This window comes from Pedobacter changchengzhani (assembly GCF_004354365.1).
GTDB classification, from domain to species: Bacteria; Bacteroidota; Bacteroidia; order Sphingobacteriales; family Sphingobacteriaceae; genus Pedobacter; species Pedobacter changchengzhani.
Genome location: NZ_SJCY01000001.1, coordinates 234,370 through 258,953, shown reverse-complemented (window position 1 = coordinate 258,953; position 24,584 = coordinate 234,370). Strand labels below are relative to the sequence as shown.

The 24,584-nt window shown below is 32.1% G+C and carries 24 protein-coding genes and 1 pseudogene; all 25 read right to left on the bottom strand.

The features are described 5' to 3' along the window. Nucleotides 1-1,140 carry a non-hydrolyzing UDP-N-acetylglucosamine 2-epimerase gene (wecB, locus tag EZJ43_RS01115; protein ID WP_133260812.1) on the bottom strand — a complete coding sequence of 380 codons (1,140 nt, stop codon included), beginning with the start codon at nt 1,138-1,140 and terminating at the stop codon, nt 1-3. A gap of 64 nt (nt 1,141-1,204) precedes the next feature. Then, nucleotides 1,205-1,363 (bottom strand): annotated as a pseudogene (locus EZJ43_RS17585) (four helix bundle protein); the annotation flags it as partial. A gap of 146 nt (nt 1,364-1,509) precedes the next feature. Next, the gene (locus EZJ43_RS01105) at nt 1,510-2,631 is read right to left on the bottom strand and encodes a polysaccharide biosynthesis C-terminal domain-containing protein (protein ID WP_133260811.1); all 1,122 of its coding nucleotides are present in this window, start codon (nt 2,629-2,631) and stop codon (nt 1,510-1,512) included. Between the two features lie 12 nt (nt 2,632-2,643). After that, nucleotides 2,644-3,063: a WxcM-like domain-containing protein gene (locus tag EZJ43_RS01100; protein WP_133260810.1), complete on the bottom strand. Its 420-nt coding sequence runs from the start codon at nt 3,061-3,063 to the stop codon at nt 2,644-2,646. Between the two features lies 1 nt (nt 3,064). Next, nucleotides 3,065-4,099, bottom strand: a complete 1,035-nt coding sequence (locus tag EZJ43_RS01095; protein WP_133260809.1) for a polysaccharide biosynthesis protein — start codon at nt 4,097-4,099, stop codon at nt 3,065-3,067. Between the two features lie 2 nt (nt 4,100-4,101). Beyond that, nucleotides 4,102-4,977, bottom strand: a complete 876-nt coding sequence (locus tag EZJ43_RS01090; protein WP_133260808.1) for a glycosyltransferase family 2 protein — start codon at nt 4,975-4,977, stop codon at nt 4,102-4,104. Between the two features lie 51 nt (nt 4,978-5,028). Beyond that, the gene (locus EZJ43_RS01085; protein ID WP_133260807.1) at nt 5,029-6,033 is read right to left on the bottom strand and encodes a glycosyltransferase; all 1,005 of its coding nucleotides are present in this window, start codon (nt 6,031-6,033) and stop codon (nt 5,029-5,031) included. Next, nucleotides 6,030-6,890, bottom strand: coding sequence for an alpha-1,2-fucosyltransferase (locus EZJ43_RS01080; RefSeq protein WP_133260806.1), 861 nt, complete (start codon nt 6,888-6,890; stop codon nt 6,030-6,032). The genes EZJ43_RS01085 and EZJ43_RS01080 overlap by 4 nt, the downstream gene beginning before the upstream one ends. After that, nucleotides 6,883-7,626: a polysaccharide deacetylase family protein gene (locus EZJ43_RS01075; protein ID WP_133260805.1), complete on the bottom strand. Its 744-nt coding sequence runs from the start codon at nt 7,624-7,626 to the stop codon at nt 6,883-6,885. Before EZJ43_RS01075 ends, EZJ43_RS01080 begins: the two co-directional genes overlap by 8 nt. Beyond that, nucleotides 7,610-8,683, bottom strand: a complete 1,074-nt coding sequence (locus EZJ43_RS01070; protein WP_133260804.1) for a glycosyltransferase family 4 protein — start codon at nt 8,681-8,683, stop codon at nt 7,610-7,612. The genes EZJ43_RS01075 and EZJ43_RS01070 overlap by 17 nt, the downstream gene beginning before the upstream one ends. Then, nucleotides 8,680-9,711 carry a GNAT family N-acetyltransferase gene (locus EZJ43_RS01065; protein WP_133260803.1) on the bottom strand — a complete coding sequence of 344 codons (1,032 nt, stop codon included), beginning with the start codon at nt 9,709-9,711 and terminating at the stop codon, nt 8,680-8,682. Before EZJ43_RS01065 ends, EZJ43_RS01070 begins: the two co-directional genes overlap by 4 nt. Continuing rightward, nucleotides 9,695-10,849, bottom strand: a complete 1,155-nt coding sequence (locus EZJ43_RS01060) for an O-antigen ligase family protein (RefSeq protein WP_133260802.1) — start codon at nt 10,847-10,849, stop codon at nt 9,695-9,697. The genes EZJ43_RS01065 and EZJ43_RS01060 overlap by 17 nt, the downstream gene beginning before the upstream one ends. Then, nucleotides 10,849-12,006: a glycosyltransferase gene (locus EZJ43_RS01055; protein ID WP_133260801.1), complete on the bottom strand. Its 1,158-nt coding sequence runs from the start codon at nt 12,004-12,006 to the stop codon at nt 10,849-10,851. Before EZJ43_RS01055 ends, EZJ43_RS01060 begins: the two co-directional genes overlap by 1 nt. Before the next feature lie 31 nt (nt 12,007-12,037). Then, nucleotides 12,038-13,153, bottom strand: a complete 1,116-nt coding sequence (locus EZJ43_RS01050) for an acyltransferase family protein (RefSeq protein WP_133260800.1) — start codon at nt 13,151-13,153, stop codon at nt 12,038-12,040. A gap of 547 nt (nt 13,154-13,700) precedes the next feature. Further along, nucleotides 13,701-14,657: a glycosyltransferase gene (locus tag EZJ43_RS01045; protein WP_133260799.1), complete on the bottom strand. Its 957-nt coding sequence runs from the start codon at nt 14,655-14,657 to the stop codon at nt 13,701-13,703. Nucleotides 14,658-14,669: 12 nt separating this feature from the next. Next, nucleotides 14,670-15,305, bottom strand: a complete 636-nt coding sequence (locus EZJ43_RS01040; RefSeq protein ID WP_133260798.1) for a NeuD/PglB/VioB family sugar acetyltransferase — start codon at nt 15,303-15,305, stop codon at nt 14,670-14,672. Between the two features lies 1 nt (nt 15,306). Continuing rightward, a complete protein-coding gene (locus tag EZJ43_RS01035) occupies nt 15,307-16,311 on the bottom strand; it encodes a ketoacyl-ACP synthase III (protein ID WP_133260797.1) in 1,005 nt (334 codons plus the stop codon). A 5-nt stretch (nt 16,312-16,316) separates the two neighbouring features. After that, nucleotides 16,317-17,069 (bottom strand): SDR family NAD(P)-dependent oxidoreductase, encoded by a 753-nt coding sequence (locus EZJ43_RS01030; RefSeq protein WP_133260796.1) that lies wholly within the window; start codon nt 17,067-17,069, stop codon nt 16,317-16,319. Then, on the bottom strand, nt 17,062-18,120 hold the full coding sequence (locus EZJ43_RS01025) for a 3-oxoacyl-ACP synthase III family protein (protein WP_207924543.1): 1,059 nt from the start codon (nt 18,118-18,120) through the stop codon (nt 17,062-17,064). Before EZJ43_RS01025 ends, EZJ43_RS01030 begins: the two co-directional genes overlap by 8 nt. Before the next feature lie 3 nt (nt 18,121-18,123). Further along, nucleotides 18,124-18,354, bottom strand: a complete 231-nt coding sequence (locus EZJ43_RS01020; RefSeq protein ID WP_133260794.1) for an acyl carrier protein — start codon at nt 18,352-18,354, stop codon at nt 18,124-18,126. A 19-nt stretch (nt 18,355-18,373) separates the two neighbouring features. Beyond that, a complete protein-coding gene (locus tag EZJ43_RS01015; protein ID WP_133260793.1) occupies nt 18,374-19,456 on the bottom strand; it encodes a DegT/DnrJ/EryC1/StrS family aminotransferase in 1,083 nt (360 codons plus the stop codon). Further along, entirely contained in the window at nt 19,453-20,892 is a 1,440-nt protein-coding gene (locus tag EZJ43_RS01010) for a lipopolysaccharide biosynthesis protein (protein WP_133260792.1), read from the bottom strand. Before EZJ43_RS01010 ends, EZJ43_RS01015 begins: the two co-directional genes overlap by 4 nt. A 152-nt stretch (nt 20,893-21,044) precedes the next feature. Then, the gene (locus EZJ43_RS01005; protein ID WP_133260791.1) at nt 21,045-22,124 is read right to left on the bottom strand and encodes a glycosyltransferase family 4 protein; all 1,080 of its coding nucleotides are present in this window, start codon (nt 22,122-22,124) and stop codon (nt 21,045-21,047) included. Beyond that, entirely contained in the window at nt 22,117-23,637 is a 1,521-nt protein-coding gene (locus EZJ43_RS01000) for a GNAT family N-acetyltransferase (protein ID WP_133260790.1), read from the bottom strand. The genes EZJ43_RS01005 and EZJ43_RS01000 overlap by 8 nt, the downstream gene beginning before the upstream one ends. Next, nucleotides 23,638-24,555 (bottom strand): polysaccharide deacetylase family protein, encoded by a 918-nt coding sequence (locus EZJ43_RS00995; RefSeq protein WP_133260789.1) that lies wholly within the window; start codon nt 24,553-24,555, stop codon nt 23,638-23,640. It lies immediately after the preceding gene. Nucleotides 24,556-24,584: the final 29 nt, after the last annotated feature.

Here is a 24,584-nt window from a genome sequence, read left to right as displayed (position 1 = left end):
CTACTGTTCTGACCAAACTACTCTCTTGATATAATCTGTATAACTGATGATAATTCTTACCATTTTATCTGAAACATTGGGCATTGAATAATCTCGAACGGGACGAAAATTCCTATTTTCTCCTCGAACTTGATATTGCAACTGTGTTAATCCTTGCATAATTCTTTCAGCATTCATGCCAACCATCATAACCGATGCTTCTTCCATAGCTTCCGGACGTTCATGTGCATCTCTTATGTTTAATGCCGCAAAATTGAGAATTGAAGATTCTTCGGAGATGGTGCCGCTGTCTGATAAAACCGCATAAGATTTCATTTGCAAGGCATTATAATCATTAAAACCCATTGGCTTCAAAAACTGAACTTCTGGTCTTACTTGAATATTTTTAGCCTCAATCATATTTCGAGTACGCGGATGTGTACTTACTATAATTGGATAATTATACTTTTCGGCAATTAAATTTAAACTATTAATTAAGCCTAAGAAATTCTTTTCACTGTTAATATTTTCTTCACGATGAGATGACACTACAAAATATTTAAATTCTTGTAATTTCAGTCTTTGAAGAACATTAGATTTTTTAATATCAGGCAGATAGTGATTTAAAACTTCAAACATCGGCGAACCAGTTTTGATAATTCGATCTGCGGGCAATCCCTCCCTTAACAAATATTCTCTAGCAATATCACTGTAAGTTAAATTAATATCAGATATATGATCTACAATTTTACGATTGGTTTCTTCAGGAACACGTTGATCAAAACATCGATTACCTGCTTCCATGTGGAATATGGGAATATGGCGCTTTTTCGCCGGAATAGCACATAAACAGCTATTTGTATCACCCAAAACCAAAAAAGCATCTGGCTTTTCTTGTTCCAATAATGGATCAATTTTAATTAAAATTTGCCCTACAGTTTCAGTAGCCGTTTTACCAGCAGCATCTAAGAAAAAATCTGGCTTACGAATAGCCAAATCATCAAAAAAGATTTGATTTAATTCGTAATCGTAATTTTGGCCGGTATGTACTATAATATGTTCTATAGCCTCAGATGCATCTAATGCAGCCATCACTCTCGCTAATCTTATAATTTCTGGACGAGTACCCACCACCGTCATTACTTTTAGTTTGGTTTTCATATTTTTTTAACTATTAGCGTAGAGCCGTCGGCTATCAGCTGTCGACCTTTAGACTGCTCACTTATCATTTTCTAATGGTAATTATTAATTTAGATAGCATTTTTTTCACTTCTTGTATTAAAGGATCAATTGCTTCATAATCCCCTTTTGTCAAGTATCCTAATTCGAAAGACAAAAGTAATATATATTCTGTTTCACTTGCAGAACCAAAAGCAATTTGTAAAAAAGGGCAAAATCAGCTTCACTTCCTCTACCGCATCCTTCTGCTAATCTATGCCCCTTTTCCCAAACCATTAAACTTCTAAAGTCTTTCATTTTATTCTATCTATATGCACTGACTGTTAACTGCTAACCGCTGATTGCTGACAGCTAAACTTCTTCAAAGTAAGTATCTGCATCTGCAGGATCATAAAATTCGTTTATCCAAAAGTTAGTATATAATTCTTCGTCTCCTATATTTTTAATGTTATGTGTGTACCAAACTGGCATATCAACGTAAGCTGGTTCATCGCCATCTAAATAAAAGTCAAGTACTTCATTTGTTCCGATTTTTCTTAATTGAATCAAAGCTTTTCCTTTAATTACTGCAAACCTCTCGATTTTACGCGTATGGTAATGATTGCCCCTCGTTACGCCCGGTACAGTAGTAGAAAATGAAACTTGCCCACCCACATTCAACCTAATAATTTCCACAAACGCGCCTCTCGGATCAGTATGTTGTACAAATTTAACTGGATTGTGATTCTTTATATCAATGTAGCACCGAAAGGTATTAAATAGATTTAACTCAAATTCATTTTTTAACATGGGAATAATGCCTCCCAAAAAATATTCAGTAGTATAACTTTTTAATAACCTTAAAATTTCGGACACTTTGCTTACGGATGTATGCGGAATTACGAATAGTGGATTACTTTTTTTGGATCTGATTTCCTTAAGAATAATTGCAATTAATTCATTTACATAAATCAATTTCACTTCCCCGTCCACTTCTATGGTTGGTTGTTCGCCATGTGTTAGCTGATGTGAAAATGTTGCTATAAAAGAATTGTAATAAGGGTTTCCGAACGGACCAAAAACATTCGGGATAACCATTCCTGTAAAAGTGGCATTCGCATTTGTGGCCCATTCTTGTAATAGCTGTCGGCCCTCTTTTTTACTTTTCCCATATAAATTATCCCGTTCCTCTTGTGAGGAGGAAGAAAATATTACGTGTGCTTTGCTGTTTGTTTTTTCTAAAGCGTTAATGATCTTTTTTATCAAACCAATATTCGTTTGATAAAGTACTTCAGCATCATTGTGTCGGTTCATTGCGGCCAAATGAATAATCACATCACATTTACTTACAAATTCATGTAATTTAACTTCATTCTCAAAATAAGAGGATTGACATGGTATCCTTTCAAATTCATCAGGAAATAAGCCAATGGTATTGTATAAATGCTGACCTATAAAACCTTGTTGACCAGTGATACCAATTCTTATTTTCATAAATATGTGCTATTATAGGAAGTAGTCTAATGGAAAAAGATGATCATCATTTTGAGCATGTTCAATGCCATAATCTGCAAAGACAATCATTTTTGAATTGCCCTCTAAAGCCTGTAAGCTAATCGCATAACCTGCGGAAATGTGTAAAACCTCATTTTGTTCTGCGTTTAAGGTATAACAGGTTTGAGTTAATTTTCTATTCGGTTTTATCCAATCATCAACCCTAACTAGCTTCACCTTAAAAACTCCTTTACATACATGAAACCACCTCTGCTCAATTCGGTGTGCCCTCCATCCTCTTTGTGTTTCTACGTCATAATGTTCGATGGTATAAAATCTGCGTACTTCTTTCATATCAAAATCATTGATAAAGGTAAGTTTGCCTCTACCGTCTACAAGTTGGCCACCGTGGATAATGTTAACATCGTTCATTTTATCCAGCGTATTGTATTGCAGTTAAATCACCAAACACATCTCGCTTAATTAATGGCAAATTGGATAGTAGTTTTTTCATTCCTTCCACACCGAGCTGTTCGGTATTATGCGAATGATAATCTTCCAACTTAGCAATATCCGTTTCTCCTTCAGAAAAATATTGTGCGTAATTTAAATCTCGGTTATCAGCTGGCACGCGATAAAAATCGCCCATGTCTTCAGCCTTTACCATCTCTTCACGTGTACACAAGGTTTCGTAAAGTTTCTCGCCATGGCGTGTTCCAATTATCTTAATTTCATTGCTGGCCTTACACAATTCTTTTAAAGCTTGCGCCAAATCGCCAATGGTACCAGCAGGTGCCTTATTCACAAATAAATCGCCGGGATTTCCATGCTCAAATGCAAATAAAACTAAGTCAACTGCATCCTCTAACGACATTAAGAATCTTGTCATATTCGGGTCGGTAATTGTAAGTACCTCTCCTGCTTGTATTTGTTTTAAAAACAATGGAATAACTGATCCTCTTGAGGCCATTACATTGCCATATCGTGTTAAACAAACTGTTGTTTCCGTCGAATTTCTTGATGCAGCAATGGCTACTTTTTCCATCAGTGCTTTCGAAATGCCCATTGCATTTATTGGATATGCCGCCTTATCGGTACTTAAGCAAATTACTTTATTTACTTTATTGGCAATTGCAGCATCAATTACATTCTGTGTACCAAAAACATTTGTCTTAGTGGCTTCTATAGGGAAAAACTCACACGAAGGAACCTGTTTTAAAGCTGCAGCATGAAAAACGTAATCAACGCCATTCATCGCCCTATTTACGCTGTTAAAATCCCTCACATCACCAATATAAAACTTTAGCTTATCATTTTTGAGTTGATTACGCATGTCGTCCTGCTTCTTTTCATCGCGAGAAAAAATACGAATTTCCTTAAAATGATCGGTGTGTAGGAAGCGGTTTAGAACAGCACTTCCGAAAGAGCCGGTGCCACCTGTAATAAGTAAGGTTTTATTTTTTAACATTTTTATAACTCTATTTTATAATGCTGTTTTAAGTATTCTTTTATTTTTGTTTTGTCATCTCCACAAGCCTTTTGTATTTCTAATAACTTAGCATCAACTAAAGTTCTGTACCAAAACCCCTGTAAAAAATGACGAATAAAGCCTTCTTTACCATCTAAGAAGCCTAATTTAATTATATATCTGTAAACAAAATAAGCAAAGCCTCTTAAAAACATTGGCATTTTAGCGTAAAAGCTTTTTTTATTTTGTTGCAAAGTTAAAGTATTCGATTCATTTAGCAACTTTAAACGGTCATCCAACATATTAATCGCTTCGCGGATGGCATAATCATTATGTTTTTCTGTCCAATTGGTAATGGTATTTAAATTATCATCTACAAAGTAAGAATCTAAAGTTATCGTCTCTCCTCCACTTAAAACCAAATGTTCATCCATCCAAGTTTGACTGTAACGCGCTGTATTTTTTCTAAATATCCTTAAGATCTTTACCTTATCTACACCATATTTAATCAATCGCCCCATAAAAATAAGTTTACGATTAAGAAAGATACCATTTACAGGGCTTTCTATCTTAAGAAGTCTTTCATTAATCTCGGTTATCATTTGATCAGTCAAATATTCGTCTGCATCTAATCTTAAAATCCATTCGGTATTTATATCTAAATGATCTAAAGCCCAATTAAATTGCACAGCTTGATTTCCTGGCCATTTATTTTGAACAACCATGGCGCCAAGGCTCGAAGCAATTTGTATAGTTCGGTCTGACGAAAAACTATCTACAACAAAAATTTGATCAGTTAGCGTTTTAACTTTCTCAATGCATCTTTGAATATGCAGTTCTTCATTAAAAGTTAATATTATTACACTGATACTTACCATTTAATCTTATTTTCGATACAAAAATACAAATCCATTTATATTTTTGCCTTTTTAGTTCAATAGGCGCACTAATTTATCAACCTCATCGTGTACCAACTGCTTACTTATGATGGGTTCTTCAAAAATAGATTTTTCAAAAGCCAAAACCATATCATTTATTGAAGTGGGATTAAAACTAATACTAGGCTCACAAACGGCTCGCATGTATGGTAAATCTGCACCTATGATCTTGCATCCATTTTCTAAAGCTTCAATTATACCTAAACCAAAACTTTCAGCTAAAGATGGAAAAATAACATATTCAACACTTTGGTATAAGTTGTTTAGCTTTTCCTTACCTAAAAAACCGTGATTTATAATTGGAATCTTTTTTAATTTTAGTAGTTCTATTTGGGCAAGTAATAAAGGGAATTCATCATTAACCGTTATATTTAATTCACCTCGTCCTGTTTTTTGGTGAAAAAGACAAAAAGCTTCTATTAATCTTTCGTGGTTTTTATATGTAGCCGGTAAACTTACGTAAGCATAAGTTTCTCGCATTCTTACTACTGTTTCACAGTTAACTACTGGAGGATAAAAAGGAATTACTTTTACCTCCTCTGCTTTAATGTTATATTTTGCAACAAGCTGATTTTTTACGCTGGCAGACTGGACTACCCAAAAATCTGTATTAGATTTTAATGTTTTCGAAATCAAAGATTTTATAGCAGCAATAATCGTAAATTTAAAACCACTATTTTTAGGCACCTTTAAATACAACAATTGATGAAAATAGGTGTAAACCTTGGCCTTTAACCGCATAGACGGGGGTAAGCTTGCGAAACACAAAACCTTTGTAAATTGGCTTGCATTTAACCTATAAAACTGATGCCTATTGGTAAACTTTGCCCTTAAATAGGTAACCTTATTGTTTTGAATTGTTGGATGAGCATCTTTAATTCGATCATCTAATAGAAAGTGTATATTTTTATTGGATTGATCTAACTTTGTAATTAAATAATCGAGTAAAACTTTACCCCCACCCATATTAATGTATAAAGCATCGATCAAAATCATGATGAAAAAATTGCTTTAATCTCTTTTTCAATATTTACCGATTGCTGAATATTTTCTACCCATTCATGCTGAGAATTATCCAACACTGGAGGAAAATGCCGTTTATTAAACAAAATAGGCGTTTGACCTAAATAAGCTCCCCAAGCAGAAAATGTAGAATCCGAAGCAAGAATAATTTTCGCTTTTGAAAGCACTAAAATATCGGCGATTGCATTACCAAAAAAGGCCATTTCGGCACATGGAAAACTTAATACTTTTTGCAACTCATCGGCATTACCATCAGAAAAAACCAAAAACTTAATCTTACGATCACATTTTTCATGGATAAACCTCATTTTCTCCAAATACCAATCTAACGAAATTCTGCTGTCTAAATCGTAATCCCCCATTCTGATGTGTACACCAACAAATTCTTCGACTACAGAATGATAGCTATTTATGGTTTGATTAGTTACAATGCTTAGCAGATGCTTTTTAACCATTTCGCTGTGGTTTTTTATATCCTCAAAGTAATTCCCTAACCCCTCTACCACAATTAATCCATTTGCTAGGTTTTCAATTTGTTGGTTTTCGCCATATTTTTTACCAAAAAAAAGAAGCCAATTCTTTTTTACGTGTCCAATGCCGAAAGATTTAAATAAACCGTTATAATGTCTTTTATCCTTTTCTTTACGTAAATATGGGCCTAAATTAAATTGCACCCAAGAGGGATTTATTATTTTTAACTGGTATTTATTAGCCAATACCAATGCCCTAGCATAAATAAATAAACAATTTGCCAAACCTGCGCCTCTAAATCTTATAATAAAGTGATGAAGGGATGGTAATTTTGGATATACAATTAATTTACTATTCATGGTAATGTTGGTTGGTGTATCTTTTCTTAAAAATAGTCATTCCTCCAAAAAGAGTGTTTTTAAAATCCGCTGGAGATGAAAATTGAACTAAATTTCGGCAAATCACACCAAAAGCATTTCTTTCTAAATAACTACCCGGAATACTGGAATACAATTTTTTATAACCACTTTGGCGTGCTACAGAAATGGTTTGGTCGTTAAAAAATCCCTTTGGAAAACAAATAGCATTTACCTCTTTTGATAATAATTCGCTTAATAAAGTTTTCGATTTAATGAATTCGTCTTCTAGTTCAACAGCGGTGCATAAATTCAGATCGGGGTGCGTATGCGTATGTGATTGAAAGATAAAACCACTTTTTGCCAATGATTTAATGTTTTCAACAGACATAAAGTTGGGCTTACCAATACGAGAAGTGATGATGAATATAGTCGGTTTCAAGCCATTTTCTTCAAAATAGGTCCTGTTCTTCAATACCCCTAAATAACCATCGTCGAAAGTAAGCATAACCTGCCCTTTTGGCTTAGTAACCTCCCTAACGATTTCGAAACCATTGCCCTTAATTATTTCAATATGCTTTTTAAAAAGGCTCATTGGAGTAGACATAACTGTTTCTGGCACATCTCCATCTTCATGCACATCATGATAATATAGTACCTTGCTATTCTTATTATTAAATTTTATTGCGCCAAGAAGCAAAGCCAGCGAATATATTTTTGATTTAACTTCTTTGCGCATAGGTAAGTATTTTATTTAGCCGTTCCGTATATAAATTGTAATTCCAATAATTCAAAATGAAATCCTGACCTCTTTTTGCCTTGTCTATAATTGCCAAAGGATTATTAATAATTTGAATTAACTTTTCGGTTAAATCTGCTTCATCATTCGCTTTAAATACCCAACCTGAATCTGGCTGCTCCACTAAATCATGGGCCGCCCCAACTACAGAACTGCACAAAACGGGCAACCCGCTGGCCATTGCTTCATTTACCACTAAACCCCAAGGTTCAAAATTTGATGGCAATACCAATACATTAGCGCCTTGATATTCTGCTAATAAATCATTGCCAAATTTTTTACCTAAAATCCTAATATTTGAAAATTTAGCACTCAACTGCACTAGTTCACCATAACACTCCCCTGCGCCAATGATGGTTAACACTGCATTTAATCCTTTATTTAATACATTTATAAACGCTTTAACTAAAAGCACAGGATTTTTCTCTTCTACTAACCTGCCTACAAAGATAAAATTTAGCGGTTGATGCAACAGGTTTTCATCTTTAATTGCTCGTTTAAATCTTGCATTGTCTACCATCATTGGTAAAAGGAATATTCTGTCTTTATTCATTCCATAATGCAAAAATAACTGCGTATGCAAACCTGTACCGCCTGGCAAGCCCAATATTTTTTTGTTAGAAAAAATAAACTTTAGATAAATCGTTTTCAAAAGCCTTTTAAAGCTTTTGGTAGGATAATAAGGTGTATCAGATTCTATGCCTACATAACATGGAACGAATAAAGAAAAGATCCACAGAAATATAAATGCTAGATGATTGTAACCATTGATGATAATTAGATTATTCTCGTTTATGCAACGCCATAAAAATGAGACGTTTGAAAATAGATTATTTCGATCAAAAATATATTCCGCAGAATCTATAATTATGGTATTATTTGTGGCTACTGAAGTTGAATGGAGAAAGGAATATTTGATATTTTGCTTTTTATAAACATTGTTGATCAAGTCTTCTGTATAATTTGCCGGTTCTACAAAAATGGTGTGTACGCTCATTTTTTCGCCTTAATTAACCTTTTTACAAATTGTTTAATACCCTGATAATTGCTAAAAAAGAAATTGAATTTAGATTTGCTATACCTCAAATTATATAAATTCTGTATGTTAGGATGAAAATTTTTAGCTTTATAATCGTAACTTCCTCTACCAAAACTAAAAACAATATTATCAAATTGTTCTAAATAACCTATATAATCTGCGTAAGCACTTAAATTTATAAATTGAACGTCTTCAGCATATAAATCAATCCAAACCATTCTGTATCTACCATTCTTTAACACCATTGAGGCTGAAATTAGTTTTTCCTCTTTCCATTTAGTGAAAATTTCCAATTCATTGCGCTGATATAAATATGCTGAAAACGCTATAAATGCATCATCGAAAAAGTGCTCATCTCTGATTTTATTTCCAATCATCGTTTTACGCAAGTCTTTAATTTGTAAGGTTGGAAAAGGCTCCACGCCATTGAAAATTTCGAAAATAAATTCAGCATTTTTTCGCTGTACTCTCCTTATTTCACTCTTTTGATTTGATTTCAAATGGTTAAGTAAACCATCATTATAAACCTTACTTAAAAAAGAATGATTATTATAACAGGTTATAACTGTACCCAATCCTAAAAAATGTTTGAAAAAATTTAACAATTGACTTTCAGGCAGTAAATTATCGAGATTTACATATTTTATATTCTTGTCCTCCAAAATCAAGTTAGACAATGCCTTTAAGGCACTAAATGTAAAATCTTCGCCTATCACATCGCAGTAGTCGGTATGCGCATCAAATATAAATCTAAGGTTATGCTTATCATCTATATATAAAGGGAGATATTGGCTAATACTTGCTTTTGTTCTATAAATTATAAAATATAAACTGTTTCCTCTATTAGTCGCTAAAAATTCCCGAAACCCTTTAATGATATATTGGGGAGAATAAAAGGTTAACTTACACTGGTTTACAACATACAGCGAACTTAGCTCTTCCTCTAAAAGCTCAACTTCATTAATATCTTTAATTACCTCGAACATTTTCTTTATTTAAAGAATAATTATAAGCCACAACCCCTAAACATACCCAAAATTGTAAAGTTACCGTTTCATTTACGCCAACTATTAAGGTTTCAAAAAAACCGATAATCAAAATGAGCAGCATAAAATAAAAAGAATAGCGAGTAAATTCATCACCGCTACTAAATGAGATTTTTTTGGTAAACAAGAGAAAACTGAACAAAATAATTAAGAAAGCAGATCCAAATAGGATACCATACATGATACCTATTGCTATATATGTATTATGAGGACCTAAAGCATCTTCTGGATTTTCGAAGTATTTAGGGTTAGACCAACCATATTTATCCAATCCATGGCCAACAACGGGAGACTCCTCAAAAGTAAGCATACCGTTTTTGTACACCTCATCTCGGGTTTCAAAAGTACGTTCCTTACTAAATACACGGTCTACGCTCGTTTTATAACCAAAATTTGATACGATAAAAATTGCACCAATTGCAAGTATGGCTAGGCCAACACTTTTTAGCGATAAACCATAGTTCATAAAACCCAATAAACCGATCCCCAATAAGGTTGCTTTAGAGCCAGAAAGTAATGCAAACACAAAAAATACGGCGACTAATGCTAAATCAATTTTGCTTTTAGCCCACTGTTTATTTAAAATAATAACAGAAAACAGACCCATTAAGCCAAATATACCCACATCATTGGGGTTGAAGCCAGCTGATAAACGCCCAGCACTATCATCGGTTACGCCACTAAAAAACACACCCATTAATAGCATCAACAAAATAATATATTTATAATATTTTACAAATGAATCTTTATAAAATTCATAATTATATACAAAAGCCAAAATGATCAAATTGAAAGTCGAAAACTTAGTTAAAAAATATAACCAAGAATCCATATTTGTTAAACCAAATATTAGAAGGTAAATAAAATTTAACAAATTTACTGCATGGAAAACCCAAAAAACACGGATGGATTTGCTGCTAAAAATTACCTTACTATAAAAAGGAACCACAATTACACCAGCAGCCATTAAAATGTAATAAATTACATTTGTAAATGCATGGGGCAAAATAAAACCCAATTTAAACAAAAGCGTTACAATTAAGTAAATTCCTATCCCATATTTTATAATGAACTTCATTACTGATTAATTGTACTTAAAAACTGAGCTATCAAATTTGTGATGTCAATAGACCGATTAAGGCTTGGTTTAAAATTTTCGTGTTGGCAAAAGTAATTAATTTTAATGGCCAATTCATGCTCTTGTTTAGGTTTTATCGATTGATAGGAAATATTTTTTGCCAAAATCAACTCTTCAATACCTTGCCCATATACACCTATAAATGGAACACCACAAGCATAAGCCTCCGTGTATACGCAACCAAATGCTTCATAATAAGATGGCAAAACAAAAAGATTTAAAGTATTATAAAAGTTATTGAGCTCGGTATGATCTATTGTGGGTAAAAACTGGACGTGATTGCTTAAACTATGGCGTTCAACATATTCCGTACAAATTGCCAATGTTGCGCCAGTACCAATTAATTTAAGCCTGATGCGTTTGGTCAAATTTTCTTTCAGTAAAATTTCTACCGCCTTAATTAAAGTAAGCTGATCTTTAATTGCCCAAAAATTGCCTACACAACCGATTGTAAAATATTTTTCATCTTTTAAACCTTCAACAGGATAAAATTTCCTAAAATCCACTCCATTATACAAAACATATTCTTGCGTTGGCTGGTAACCTTTTACGGCATGTAGGGCATCGAGTGTTTTCTGACTTACGCCTACATTCCAATCTGCTTGATTTAATTTAGGTACATGGTATTTATTAATCCAATTCTGATTTAAACGCTTAAACCATTGTTGCTTTAACCGCCCATTGGTATAGCCCATTACATCAAAGCCATGATGTTGTACAATCGATTTTGCGCCTAAAGCTTTGGCCAAATCTACTGCAAGCATACCGAAAGGATAAGTAACATGGCCATGTATAAACTTTATATTTTGAAGCTGGTTATGGGTAAATATCTTCAATTTAGAAAGAAGCCTATTGTAATTAATGCCCGTAAATAAGCCAGGTAGAATGAAAGAGGGCAAATCTAATAATTTTATTTGGTGTACCGCAACGCCTTGATATTGATAGGATTCTTCTTTTAATCCATTAGCCGGCGTAATTACAATCACCTCAAAATCACGCTCTTTCTGAATGGCTTTTACTTGATCGTAAATATAAGACCCCGTAAAGTTTGTCGGCGATGGAAAGAATGGCGTTAATGTAATGTAGAAGTCTTTCAATATTGTTACGAATTTAAGGCATAAAAATTAGCTACTTTTTAAACTTTAAAAAGTATTTTTCTAAATAAATATAGCTAACATTAGCAATTAAAATGGTTATTATAATTGTCAAAATGTATAGGATAATATTATAAAAACCCTCTCCATTAAAACTACGATTAAAATAACGAATTATGTTTATTGCAATAATTATCCCAATTACATGATACATGTATATACCATAGGATATTCTACCCAAAAATTTAAATATTTTATGCTCTAAAAATGAAATGTTCTTTGCATAGGCTACCAAAGCAATTAATAAGGCAAATATGATGGCTGCAATTACGTTATCAAGACCAAAACCAATTGCTGGCTGTTTAATAAGTAGAATTGACAATGATATAATTATAATAACTTTAGAGAAGAAATTAATTTCTAAATGTGGTTTTTTGAAGTAAAAAATTGCAAGCAACCCTCCAATGGCCATATTATCAAACCTACAGGCCCCAAAAAACTGATTTATTTTTACCAAAAACTGAAAATTATAATCAGAAAAATTATTAACAATCATCGCTGACCTAAGTAAATAAATGCTGACAATTATAAGCACCATCGCAATGAATAATTTTTTTAACGAGGTTATTCTAGCTATTATTAATGGCCAAAAAATATAAAATTGCTCTTCAACACCAATAGACCATGATTGAAAAGCAATAGGGTTGGATGGTTTTACAAAGTTTGGCAACAATAAAAAATTAAATAAAAAACTCCTCCAATAATTATCTTTAGGAATATGATTTGGTAAAAGTAGGTTACTGTTTATAATAAAAGGAAAAGCTATAAAACCAATAATAAATAATAAATAATACACAGGCCAGATTCTTAGTACGCGTCTTAAATAAAAATTTTTTATCGATATATTATTATTTTTTTCTCTTTCATTTAATAATAAGTAAGTAATTAAAAAACCTGAGAGCACAAAAAAGAAAGTTACGGCTAAAGCTCCTAAATAGATATAAAAGGGCCCTCCCCCATCATAAACATTTTTAAACCCAAAGACCTTTTTTAATAACTCAATATGACCTAAAATAACGAGTATCGCTGCAATGCCGCGTAGGCCATCCAATCCCTTTATATAACTTTTTGCCTTCTGATTTACATCCATCCAAATTTCATTTTTATTAACAATGGTAAATTGACAACTATTCAAATCACATGCTTTTAATCATACCTAGGCAAAAACACCAATAAGATAAATGCCTAAAAATCATTTGATCTAAATTATATGATTAAATTAAAAATGTCCACTTAAATATTTACATTTTTGCAAAAATAGTAAAACTCTAAAGATTAATTTGTTTCGCTTTTATTGAGGCCTATTTACATAAGTAATATATTAACTGAAGTATCGTCATTAATTTCAATAAAATCTTGATCGACATTACAGCAAGCATCCCACTTCACTTTTTACTCGGTAATGCTTAAGATTTGAATTTGGTGAACCTTACAAAGGTAATGTGTATTTCATTTGTATTTGATATTTTGTAGTCAAAATAGTTTTCTAAACCATTTACATCTAACAAACCCTCCTCCAAAACTATATTCATACATAATCCGTTTGCTTGTGAAAAGCCTCAATTTACATTTCTCAACGCTCCAGTATTAGTTGGCGCCCTAAAATATATTTAGACAAAAAAATTAAAATTTCTAACTTACACTAACCTTCTCAAAACTTTATTAATCAAACTACTATTTCTATATAGGAAATGTAACAAAAACTTGTTAGACCGGACAATTTGTTTAAAGCTTTCTAAATAGTAAAGTGAATTTATATTCTTGTTCTTAAAAAATAATTTACATTCATTAGAAACTTGTATTTTTGATGGCAATAATCTCAAATTACTCAACTTCAGATAGTGTGTTTTTTGTACTAAAGGCATTAAATTGGTTTGATCAATACTTTCCAAAAAAGATATTCTAACCCTCAAAGCATCGTTTAAAAAACGAATATTTTTAGAAATATCTATTGATTGTGAAGCACTTTCTTTTAACAGCCTGTAAACGGCTGTAATCTCATCAATAAAGCCTACTTTTTCTTGATAAGCAATAGTTAACCACAAGGGTAAGTCCCCTAATGACAAATCACCCGTTTCTTTAAAATTACCCAAGGAATCAAGAAATTTTCTTTTAAAACATACCGTTAAAGTAGGTATTGGATTATACTCTAACAGATCTCTGTACGTAATTATTGGCCCACCAGTTTCACCAATAAAATTCTTCGTTGCTTCTACATATAATTTTGCTCTAGTATAAACTAAACCATAACCCTTGTTTGCCTCTAAAAAATCGACTTGTTTTTGCAACTTTAATGGATCAGTCCAATAGTCGTCTCCTTCGCATATTGCAACGTATTTGCCCTGACATTTCGAACTTGCAAAGGCAGCGTTCGCATTCATTCCAATATTTTTTTCATGGCGATAGTATTCAATCCAGTGCCCGTTGGGATGGTTTTCAATTAATGCTTTTACTAATCGCTCTGTGTTGTCGGGAGAGCAGTCATCTGAAATAATCAATTTTATAGCAAAATTGGCTTTTTGCGTTAATACTCCCGCAATTGCCTCAATGATATAATTGTCATGACCATAAGTGATCATACTTACTGACACCATAACCCATCCATTTTAAAATACTATTTTTTTTGCAGGAACACCAAATACTGTCGTATTTTCTTTAACATTCCTAATTACTACACTTCCTGCACCCACCGTAGCTGATTTTCCAATTGTTAATCGATCTAATATTGTGGCACTAACATATATTGTTGCACTTTCTCCAACCACTGCAAAACCCCCAAAAAAACAGTGAGCGCCAATTTGTGCGAATTTTCCTATTTTTACATCATGGCCAAAAATGCTGAAAGAATTAACAGTCACGAAATCTGCAAATTCTACATCATTACTAATCACGCAATTTGCACAAATTACATTACCCACACCTAATTTTACATTTTCACTTATAATTACAGTCTTATCTACTAAAGTTATAAATCTCCCTCCCTTTTCGATAATAATTTCCACATAGTGTTGTTTCCACTTCGCTGAACCTAAAGCACATATAAAAACATCATCTGCTTGTATTACATACTCTTCTACCGAATTTAAAATTGCTGGATAATTAAGGAAACCATGTAACGCATTTACATTATCATCTAAGAAACCTTTTATTAAAAATTCATCTCCGTAACCGATAGATCTCTTTGCAAGCGAAAAGACTTCTCTACCAAAACCTCTTGCCCCAATAATAATTAACTGTTTCATATTATTTTATAAGATTGCAACTCGCCCATGAATATCCAACGCCAAAACCCGATAAAAGAATGTTTTTACTGTTGTTTGTTTTTCCATTTTTAATTGCGTTATACAATGCAATAGGAATAGTTGATGAAACAGTGTTTCCAAAATTTTTCATTGAAATATAAAATTTATCTTCGCTAATGCCTATTTTTTTTCTTAGATGATTGAGCATGTATTTATTAGCTTGATGAAAAATAAATAAATCAATATTTTCTATGTTCTTATCTATTTTCGCTAAAATAGATGCTATTAATTTTGGAACAGATTCACTAGTAAAATTGAATATTTCAGCGCCATTCATATACAGGTTATTATCATTTCTAACGTTTCCATATTCATCTACAACATCTTCATTCTTTATATTTGAATGCCGCATTCCTCCATTTTTGACAATCAAATTTTCTGCACCAGAACCATCTGTGCCAAAAATAAAATCACCAATTTCAAACAACCCATCCGATGCGCTTATTAAAGTAGCGGCCGCTGCATCTCCAAAAATTGTTTTATTACTTTTATCTTTTGGGTTTATAAATTTGCTGTAGGTTTCTGAAGTAATCAACAACACATTTTTAGCCATGTTGCCCGCAATTAAGCCTTTTGCTAAACTTAAACCATATACAAAGCCAGAACAGCCTAAATTAAAATCTAATGCACCACAACTTGTATTTAATTTAAGTTCATTTTGTAAAATGCAAGCAGTAGTAGGCAAAAAATAATCTGGACTTTGGGTACAAAACAGTATAAAATCAATAGTTTTTCTATCTATTTGATGTTCATTAAATAGTTTTTCTGCAGCTTTTATAGCCATATCGGATGAAAATTCATCGTCAGCACTAATATGTCTTTCATCTATTCCAGTTTTTGAACTGATTTTCTCAATATTCCATTCAGGAAACTCCTGATGAATTTTTTCATTTGTCAGAGAGAATTCTGGCAAGTAGTAAGAAATATATTTAATGTATGCTTTCAAGGTAATTATTGTATTGTAAATCCGCCGTCTATTACAAGTTTAGACCCTGTAATCCATTGACTCGCATCAGACATAAAAAATACGCATGCTGAAGATATATCATTTGGCTTGCCATAGTCCCCTAATGGATATTTCTTTTTATCTTCCATAATAGCATCATTTGAGATAACATTAGTTAGCTCCATCGCACCTTCAGTTTGTATCATTCCGGGTGCAATTTCGTTAACTCTAATCTTATTTTTAGCCAAATCAATTGCCATTGATTTAATTATACCACTAAGCGCTGCTTTTGAAGCAGCATACATTGCATTTGCTTTGCTACCTACAACAGACCCTGTAATGGATGAAATAAAAAGTACGGAGGAATTTTTATTAAATTTCTTCCGTTTTAATAGTTCTACGCTTAACATCACAGGCGAATAAAAATTTGTTTTCATCATGAGATCTAAACCTTCATAATCAATAAACTTGAAGGGTAATAATTTCATTATGCCAGCCGAATGTACTAAACCGTCAATCTGATCAACAGAAGATAAAACATGTTTTATAAACTCGTTATCTGTTAAATCACCTGTAAGCGCTTTAATAACATTAGAACCTATTAATTCCTTAACTTCGGTCAAGCGCTTTTCATTTCTTCCTATAATAATCACTTTCGCTCCTGCCTTGGCAACATCTATAGCAACAGCACGGCCAATACCTGATGATGCGCCAGTAACTAAAATTGTTTTACCTTCTAAACTGAATGGATTATACATATTCTGAATATATTAGTTGTATATCTTTTTGCAATGTTAAAATTACAGTGCCCCAAGATAAGCCCACGCCAAAACCACATAGCAATAACTTCTTATTCTCTACTTCTATCTGATGTTTTAACTCTTTTACTATGGTTAATGGTATTGTAGCAGATGAAGTATTTCCAAATTCTTTTAACGAATATGGCACTTTTTCAATAGGTATTTTTAATTTTTTTGTGATCTTTTTATTGATCATCATATTAGCTTGATGAAAAACGAAATAATCTATTTCATCTTTATTAATTTGAAATGAATCTATTAAATTGTTAACCGTTTTAGGCGCCTGAGAAATGCCGAACGAAAATACATCCATTCCATTTAAACTTAATTGACAATTATTGCGCAAAACACCAGGCTTATATTCATTATACTGTAGCGAAGCTTCTGTCGCTTTATTTCTTGAACCGCCATCTCTAATTATAATAGATTCAAAACCTGAACCATCTGTACCTAAATCAAATAATATCGTCTCGTTTGAGTCCGTATTTTCAAATGCGGTTGCGCTTGCTGCATCGCCAAATAAAGGATGTGTACTTTTATCCGTTTTAGAAATCAACTTGTTGCCTGTATCTCCAGCAATTAAAATACCTCTTTTGATATTAAATGATTTCATCATCCCTGTGATAATAGAAATACCGTAAACGTACCCCGAGCAACCTAAAGGTACATCGAAGGCTAAACATTTTTTTGATAAACCCATTCGATCCTGCAATATTGCGGCAGTAACGGGAAGAGTATAATCTGCACTTTGAGAAACAAAAACTAATAATTCTACTGAGTCCTTATCCCAATTGAGTTTCTCAAATAAGAGTTCAGAAGCCTGCAAAGATAAGTCGGAAGCACAAACATCATCCTCCGCAATTCTTCTCTCCTCAATACCAGTTACTGTGATAAATTTTTCTTTTTCTTCAGCCGTTAAATATGTTATATCTCTATTATACTCAATTTTTGGTGGAACACAGCATGAGATACCCTTTACTTCGATACCTTGCAACTTAAGAACGGCCATAATTTAAACTTTCGAATTAACCTTTTCAAATAAATTTTGAATCGTTTTTGATGTTTTAATATCCTCACCAGTTAATTTAACATCGTATTCTTCATCCACCATCGCAATTAAAGATAATGCCGTCATAGAATCCCATTCCTCTAAATCTCTAAAATCGGTTTCTGCCGTAACTAATGTTGCATCTGTATCATCTAATATATCAGCAAAGTTTTGTAAAAATGTGGTAATTTCCATGTTATAAATATTTATAAATTTAATTATTTTGAATTCTTAAAAGCAACCTACATATCAAATCCACTTCTTCGATAGATAAATCGGCGTACAAAGGTAAACATAAAATGCATTTATCAACTTCATCTGTAACTTCAAAATTTTTAGGTGTTAAATAAGGTAATGTATTGGCCAAAGACGGGTAGAAATATCGTCTGGTAAAAATTTCATGGCCTTTTAAGTAGTTCATGCAATTTAGCATTGAAACCTCACTCTCAAAAACAATTGGGTAGTAAGCATAATTGTTTTCAGAATGGGCATGCCATAAAGGCCGTCTTGTTCTCAGGCCCTTTAATTTCTCGTCGTACCGCAAGGTAAGTGCTTTGCGTTTGCTGCTAATTTGATCAATATAGTCTAAATTAACCAAGCCCATGGCCGCATGAAATTCGGAATTTTTCCCGTTTATGCCCAATTCTGCAAAAGCTTCTGGCCCATCAAAACCAAAATTGCGTATATAAGCTAGCCTTTTTAATAAAGAAGCATCTTTTGTAATTACTAAGCCTCCCTCTATGGAATGATACAATTTTGTAGCATGCAAACTGCAGGTAGAAATGTCGCCATATTCGAAAATTGATTTTCCATTTATTTCCACACCAAAAGCATGTGCACCATCATATACCACTTTAAGGTGATGTTTACGGGCTATTTTTTCTATGGCCAACACATCACATGGATTACCATAAACGTGGGTGGCTAGTATGGCAGTTGTGTTTTGGGTTATTGCAGCTTCTATCTTAGTCGCATCGATATTCAATGATTGTTCGTCAATATCTACGAAGATAGGTTGACATCCTTCCCACACAATGCTGCTTGTGGTTGCAACAAATGAAAACGGCGTGGTGATGATTTCGCCTTTTAAATTAAGCGCTTTTATGGCCATTTGTAAAGCGACAGTACCATTGGTTACAAATAACAAGTGCTCTAGTTGCAAATGTTCTTTTAATTTCATTTCCAACTCACTGGCTAAAGGGCCCATGTTGGTTAACCAATTACGTTGCCAAATTCCAGTAAGGTATTTTGAGTATGAATCTTGCGGAGGTAGAAAGGGTTTTGTTACAGGTATCATTTGCGTTTAATTATAGTAATAAGTTCAGTTAACGAACTCATTTTAAATAAATAGGCTACTGTTAAAAATAAAATAACCCCTATTGCCCCGCCTAGTAGCAAACGGCTAAAATCGTGAAATAAATCGGAGATCAATATTTTATCAAAGGAATAAACAACTGCGCCGATTAAAATACTCAATACAATAGTGGGTAATAGATCTTTAATTTGCTCCCAGGCAGGGTAATTTAAAAATTTACCACTAAAATGTGTATTTATGAAAAACGCGAGCAAAGAGGTAACTACACTGCCATACAATAAGCCGTAAATACCATAATGAAAAGATACAAAAATAACCAACACCATTATTATTTTTTTTACGATCTCCAATTTTAAAAACAAATCGCTTCGTCCCTTTACATTTAGTATTTGTAAATTATAAGAATGTATGGGATATAGAATCCCATTAAAACAAAGAATCTGAAAATAAGGTACAGCTGGCAACCATTTTGCCGTTAGTAAAAACCGAAATAAGGGTTCTGCTAAAACAGCCATCAAAATAAGGGTAGGTGCCACAAGGAAAATTACCATTTGCATTATTTTTTTATACACGCTCTTCAATCTTACATCATCATCTTGTATAGATGAGAATAGTGGATAGGAAACTTTTGTGATGATGGAACTAATAGTGCCGACTGGCAACATTTGCAGCGCATCTGCACGATTATAAAAAGCAACTTGGGCAGGCACAAAGAACTTTCCAATAATGATGGTATAAGCATTGGTAAAAACAGTATCCAAAATGCCTGAAAACATTAGCTTTACACCATAATGAAAATGTGACCTAAATTTTTTTTTATTAAAAACCCATAAGGGTATCCATTTAGCGTAGTACCATAACTGGATAGTTGCTGCTAGTGCTTGAGTAATACCACTGAAAACTAAACTCCAAACACCATAGCCGTTATAGGCCATAGCAATACCTACAACACTTCCTATTACAAGAGATGGCACCGTAACTTTCATTTGCGTTTTAAAATCCATCATTCTTGTCAGCCTAGTATTTTGGATAGCTGAAAAAGCACTTATGATAAAAGTAAGACAATATACTCTAACGATAATAGTTAACAAACTCTGACTATAAAATTTGGCGATAAGTGGTGCAACGATGTAAATGATTAAGTAAATTATGATGCTGCCAACTAAATTAAAATAAAATACTGTCGAGTAATCTTCATCGTCAACCTCTTTAGCCCTAATTAGAGAACTACTTAAACCACTATTAATTAATGCATTGCCTAACCCCATAAAAATACTCAGCATGGCAATTAATCCAAATTCAGCAGGCAATAATAACCTTGCTAAAATTAGAGATACACCAAAACTTATAATCTGTGTGCCAAATAATTGCATGGATGACCAGAACATCCCCGACAAAGCCTGTTTTTTTAAAGACATAGTTGTTTTTGATCAATTTTGAGTAAAGGTTTTGTAAAACCTCTGCCTAAAATAATCGATGCAAATTTAGCTTTTAAAAAGATTTAAACAATCAACATCTTACATTAATTAAAGCGAATCTTTAAATTTTATGTATTTACAGCTAAATAAACTTAATTTTTCTCGCTATTATAAACGTCGATAATCACTTCTTCCCAGTCTTTTACAAGTATTTTCCAATCAAATTTTTCGGCTAATGCAACTGCTCGCTTTGAAGCTTCCTGTAATTTTGATGGATTTGCAACAAGCGCTTCAACCAAAGTTATCATTTGGTCAACGGTTTTTACCACCCATCCATTCTCTCCAGTAGTAATCCATTCATCTGCACCGTAATCATTATATATTACAGACGGAACTCCAGCTGAGGCAGTTTCTAAAATCACTTTAGGAAATCCTTCTGAACGTGATGGTAAAATGTGCAACTGAACTATATTTAAAAGTTCTTTCAATTGAGTTGTAGATACCATTCCCACATACTTTACATTTTTAATATTTCTATCCTTAATTTCCTTATTTAAATCAATTTTGCCATTACCACTACCCGCCAGTATAAATTCTATTTGGTCAAATTTAGTCGCTATATCAAGATACTCCAATGCTCCTTTTCTAACTAAATCATTTCCTATCATTAAAATGGCATTTAGTGTATTTCCTTTGTTAGCTAATGGAACAAAACTGTTTTCCACTCCTAAGTACAAAGTATTTGGCTCGGTTACAATATTAAATTTTTCTTTATTATACTGATTCATATAGGCAGTGATGCTATATAACTTTGTGAAATATTTTTTTGCGCTTAAAAATGATTTTTCAGAACCATAAGCTTTTATCGCATTGTTAAAAGCCACTTCATCAAAAATTCCTTCTACTGTAGAAAAACTTTTTTTATTGAATAGCCATAATAAAAATCGGTTGTATTTCCACAATTCACTTTTTGGCAAGTAAGCAACATCACAGTTCCAAATGCCCCATAAAAAACCAAGATACAATGAAATTTTAGCTGGCCTAAAACAATTAAATATATTTACCCCAATAATTTCCCCCCTTTGGTCTTTTAACATACCGGAGTAATACTGCAAAGTGTAAATTATAAATTTTTCCTTATCTAAATATTTAGCCAAAGCCAAACAATTTAAATTTTGGGCATTGGTATAGTTGATAGAACCACCAAGAAAAATTTTGATTTTTTTAACCATTATATTTATTTTTCAGTCTAAAACCAGCACCTAAAATACCTTTATTGGAAGTTTTGTTAGTTGCGTCTGCAAATATCCCTAAACAAGAGGTTGGTAATGAAATTTTTATACTTTTTAAAAGTTTCTTATAATATCCTTTATTCCTATACTTTATGGGAGTATTAAAGTCGAATAAAATCTTGTCACAATCAAATTCAATTTTCTTGTTTATTTCAAGAACGTAAAAGCTGTTACTATTGGATAACCAACCAGAAGATAATATTTTGTTCTCATTTAATAGGGCATAATAAAGGTTTTGATTTTTAAATCGAATATATGCCTCTTTAGTGGGGTTAATACCAGAGTTAATTAAAAGATCAAAATAATCCATCCAATTATCAACTTTTATAAACTCAAGATCATTTTCATTGTTATGATTTTGAGTTTGATTTTCTGAGATATAAAAGACAATTGATTTGAATTTTGCTAACTGTACTGCAACAATATGTTTTAATTTTTTTAATTTCTCTAGGGTATTTTTTAAGAAATTTCGGTTTTTAAATAAAATATTAAAATGAATCTTAGTCGATCTATTCATAGGGATGAAGTAAGAAAATAAATCTTTTTGATAATTCGTGAAACGTGATTTATAATTTTCTGATCCTAATCCTAAGTCAAAGTTCTGAATGTGATGTTTTTTACAATATTCTATTACAATTTTAAGGAGAACTTCTAAGGGAGAATAATCGTAGTATTTAACGTTAATTATTGGCGTGTGCCATAAAAAGTCTGTTTTATTAGTAAAGCCATAATGGATAGCAACTACTTCGTTATTTCCACTATTTTTTACAATATTTACAACCCTATTTCCATCATTAAATTTATAGAAGTCCTTCCTGTAAGCATCGTTTTCGAAAGAACTTTCAATACCATCAAAAGCCCATCTAATCTTATGCATTTTTTCTATTTCATTGATAATAAGTAGATCCCAATTATTATTTTCATCGTAGTGTAATACTTCAATTTCAAAATCTTTCAAAAGCGTATTATATTTTCTTTTTATACTTTTTTTGTTTAAAAATTCATCAAAACTATTTATATTAGAATTGTATACGGCTACTTCCTCCTTAGCATTATATATGGCATTTGGTAATTCTGTGTAGGTATTTAATACCGCAATCATTTCAATATTTTCCTCTAATCCTATTTTTGTGATTGCACGTTCTAATTCTACCGTACTGTAAATAGAATAAAAAGGGTTGTAATCATAATATTCGTACATGAAGCTAACTAAACTTTTAATTTTCTTTCCCGCATAAGTAAAATAATCTTTTTTGAAAATAGAGAAAAATTCTAGCCCTGTTATATCTGAATAGGCAACTAAAATAAACGCGTTTTCAAATTTCGATAGATGAAATTCATACTCTTTAATTGATAAATAGTTATCATTAATCAAATAATCTTGAATGGAATTGATGACAATTGGAGGAATCTCATTAAAAGACGAATATTTTTTTAACTGTATATTTTTCATTTATAAGTTTAACGAATTTTTAATATAGTAGAAAATGATCAAATACGTATTTGATGTATTTGGCAGGCTAATTCTCGAATGAATTGGGTTGCCACGTTTATTTTGGTTGGAATAGATATTGGTAATATTGAAATCTTTTAACTTTTCAACAATTTCCAACTTATTTTCCAACTCGCCTCCAAAAGGAAATGAGAAACTATTAACATTTAAGAAGTCTAATCTCTCCTTACTTAAAAGGAATTCTTCATAGATATCCTCATTGCTTAATTGAGAATAAATATCATGATTTAAGCTATGAAAACCTATTTGATGCCCTGATTCTTTGATCGCATTTATTTGTTCATCATCAATAAAAGTAAATCTTAATTTAAAATATTCGCTCTCAATAAATATTTTTGATTGAAGATAGCTGTCAACACACTCCATAATTTTCAGTTTTTTTCCGTAATTATTCATTATGTAAGCATACAAAATCGAAAAACTTTTTTCTCGATTATCCTCATCCAATTGAATGGTTATTGTATCAAAATAATAATTGCCTGGTTTAGTGTAAGATAATAAATACATTAGCCTATCTGCCCAAAATGCCTTAGATGAATTATTTTTAAAAAAAGGAACAAAAAACAAACCTTTAAGATGCTGCTTTTCCAAAATAGGTATTGCTATCAAATAATTATTTAAATAACCATCATCGAAGGAAAATTTTAGTTTTTTTCTGCCAAAAAATCGAGATAGTACTTTAATGTGTGACTCAAAAACTGTAGAAGAATGTGAAACACCTAAATGCAGTTTATTATCATAAAAACAATCTGGCATTACATTGTGGTAAGTAAGGGTTTTATGTTCTATAATGCGTGATAGTAAATAAGCAATACCAGAATAATAAAGAAAAACAGCAATTATTTTTTTAACAAGCATAGTTATTCGTGTTCAAATTTAAAATTTGG

Coding starts and splice junctions, on each gene's coding strand:
- wecB (WP_133260812.1), bottom strand. CDS start 1,140: ATGAAAACCAAACTAAAAGTAATGACGGTGGTGGGTACTCGTCCAGAA.
- EZJ43_RS01090 (WP_133260808.1), bottom strand. CDS start 4,977: ATGGTAAGTATCAGTGTAATAATATTAACTTTTAATGAAGAACTGCAT.
- EZJ43_RS00995 (WP_133260789.1), bottom strand. CDS start 24,555: ATGCTTGTTAAAAAAATAATTGCTGTTTTTCTTTATTATTCTGGTATT.
- EZJ43_RS01050 (WP_133260800.1), bottom strand. CDS start 13,153: ATGGATGTAAATCAGAAGGCAAAAAGTTATATAAAGGGATTGGATGGC.
- EZJ43_RS01020 (WP_133260794.1), bottom strand. CDS start 18,354: ATGGAAATTACCACATTTTTACAAAACTTTGCTGATATATTAGATGAT.
- EZJ43_RS01040 (WP_133260798.1), bottom strand. CDS start 15,305: ATGAAACAGTTAATTATTATTGGGGCAAGAGGTTTTGGTAGAGAAGTC.
- EZJ43_RS01065 (WP_133260803.1), bottom strand. CDS start 9,711: ATGTTCGAGGTAATTAAAGATATTAATGAAGTTGAGCTTTTAGAGGAA.
- EZJ43_RS01070 (WP_133260804.1), bottom strand. CDS start 8,683: ATGAGCGTACACACCATTTTTGTAGAACCGGCAAATTATACAGAAGAC.
- EZJ43_RS01080 (WP_133260806.1), bottom strand. CDS start 6,890: ATGAATAGTAAATTAATTGTATATCCAAAATTACCATCCCTTCATCAC.
- EZJ43_RS01075 (WP_133260805.1), bottom strand. CDS start 7,626: ATGCGCAAAGAAGTTAAATCAAAAATATATTCGCTGGCTTTGCTTCTT.
- EZJ43_RS01030 (WP_133260796.1), bottom strand. CDS start 17,069: ATGTATAATCCATTCAGTTTAGAAGGTAAAACAATTTTAGTTACTGGC.
- EZJ43_RS01005 (WP_133260791.1), bottom strand. CDS start 22,124: ATGGTTAAAAAAATCAAAATTTTTCTTGGTGGTTCTATCAACTATACC.
- EZJ43_RS01100 (WP_133260810.1), bottom strand. CDS start 3,063: ATGAACGATGTTAACATTATCCACGGTGGCCAACTTGTAGACGGTAGA.
- EZJ43_RS01105 (WP_133260811.1), bottom strand. CDS start 2,631: ATGAAAATAAGAATTGGTATCACTGGTCAACAAGGTTTTATAGGTCAG.
- EZJ43_RS01000 (WP_133260790.1), bottom strand. CDS start 23,637: ATGAAAAATATACAGTTAAAAAAATATTCGTCTTTTAATGAGATTCCT.
- EZJ43_RS01025 (WP_207924543.1), bottom strand. CDS start 18,120: ATGGCCGTTCTTAAGTTGCAAGGTATCGAAGTAAAGGGTATCTCATGC.
- EZJ43_RS01095 (WP_133260809.1), bottom strand. CDS start 4,099: ATGTTAAAAAATAAAACCTTACTTATTACAGGTGGCACCGGCTCTTTC.
- EZJ43_RS01015 (WP_133260793.1), bottom strand. CDS start 19,456: ATGATACCTGTAACAAAACCCTTTCTACCTCCGCAAGATTCATACTCA.
- EZJ43_RS01060 (WP_133260802.1), bottom strand. CDS start 10,849: ATGAAGTTCATTATAAAATATGGGATAGGAATTTACTTAATTGTAACG.
- EZJ43_RS01010 (WP_133260792.1), bottom strand. CDS start 20,892: ATGTCTTTAAAAAAACAGGCTTTGTCGGGGATGTTCTGGTCATCCATG.
- EZJ43_RS01085 (WP_133260807.1), bottom strand. CDS start 6,033: ATGATTTTGATCGATGCTTTATACATTAATATGGGTGGGGGTAAAGTT.
- EZJ43_RS01045 (WP_133260799.1), bottom strand. CDS start 14,657: ATGGTGTCAGTAAGTATGATCACTTATGGTCATGACAATTATATCATT.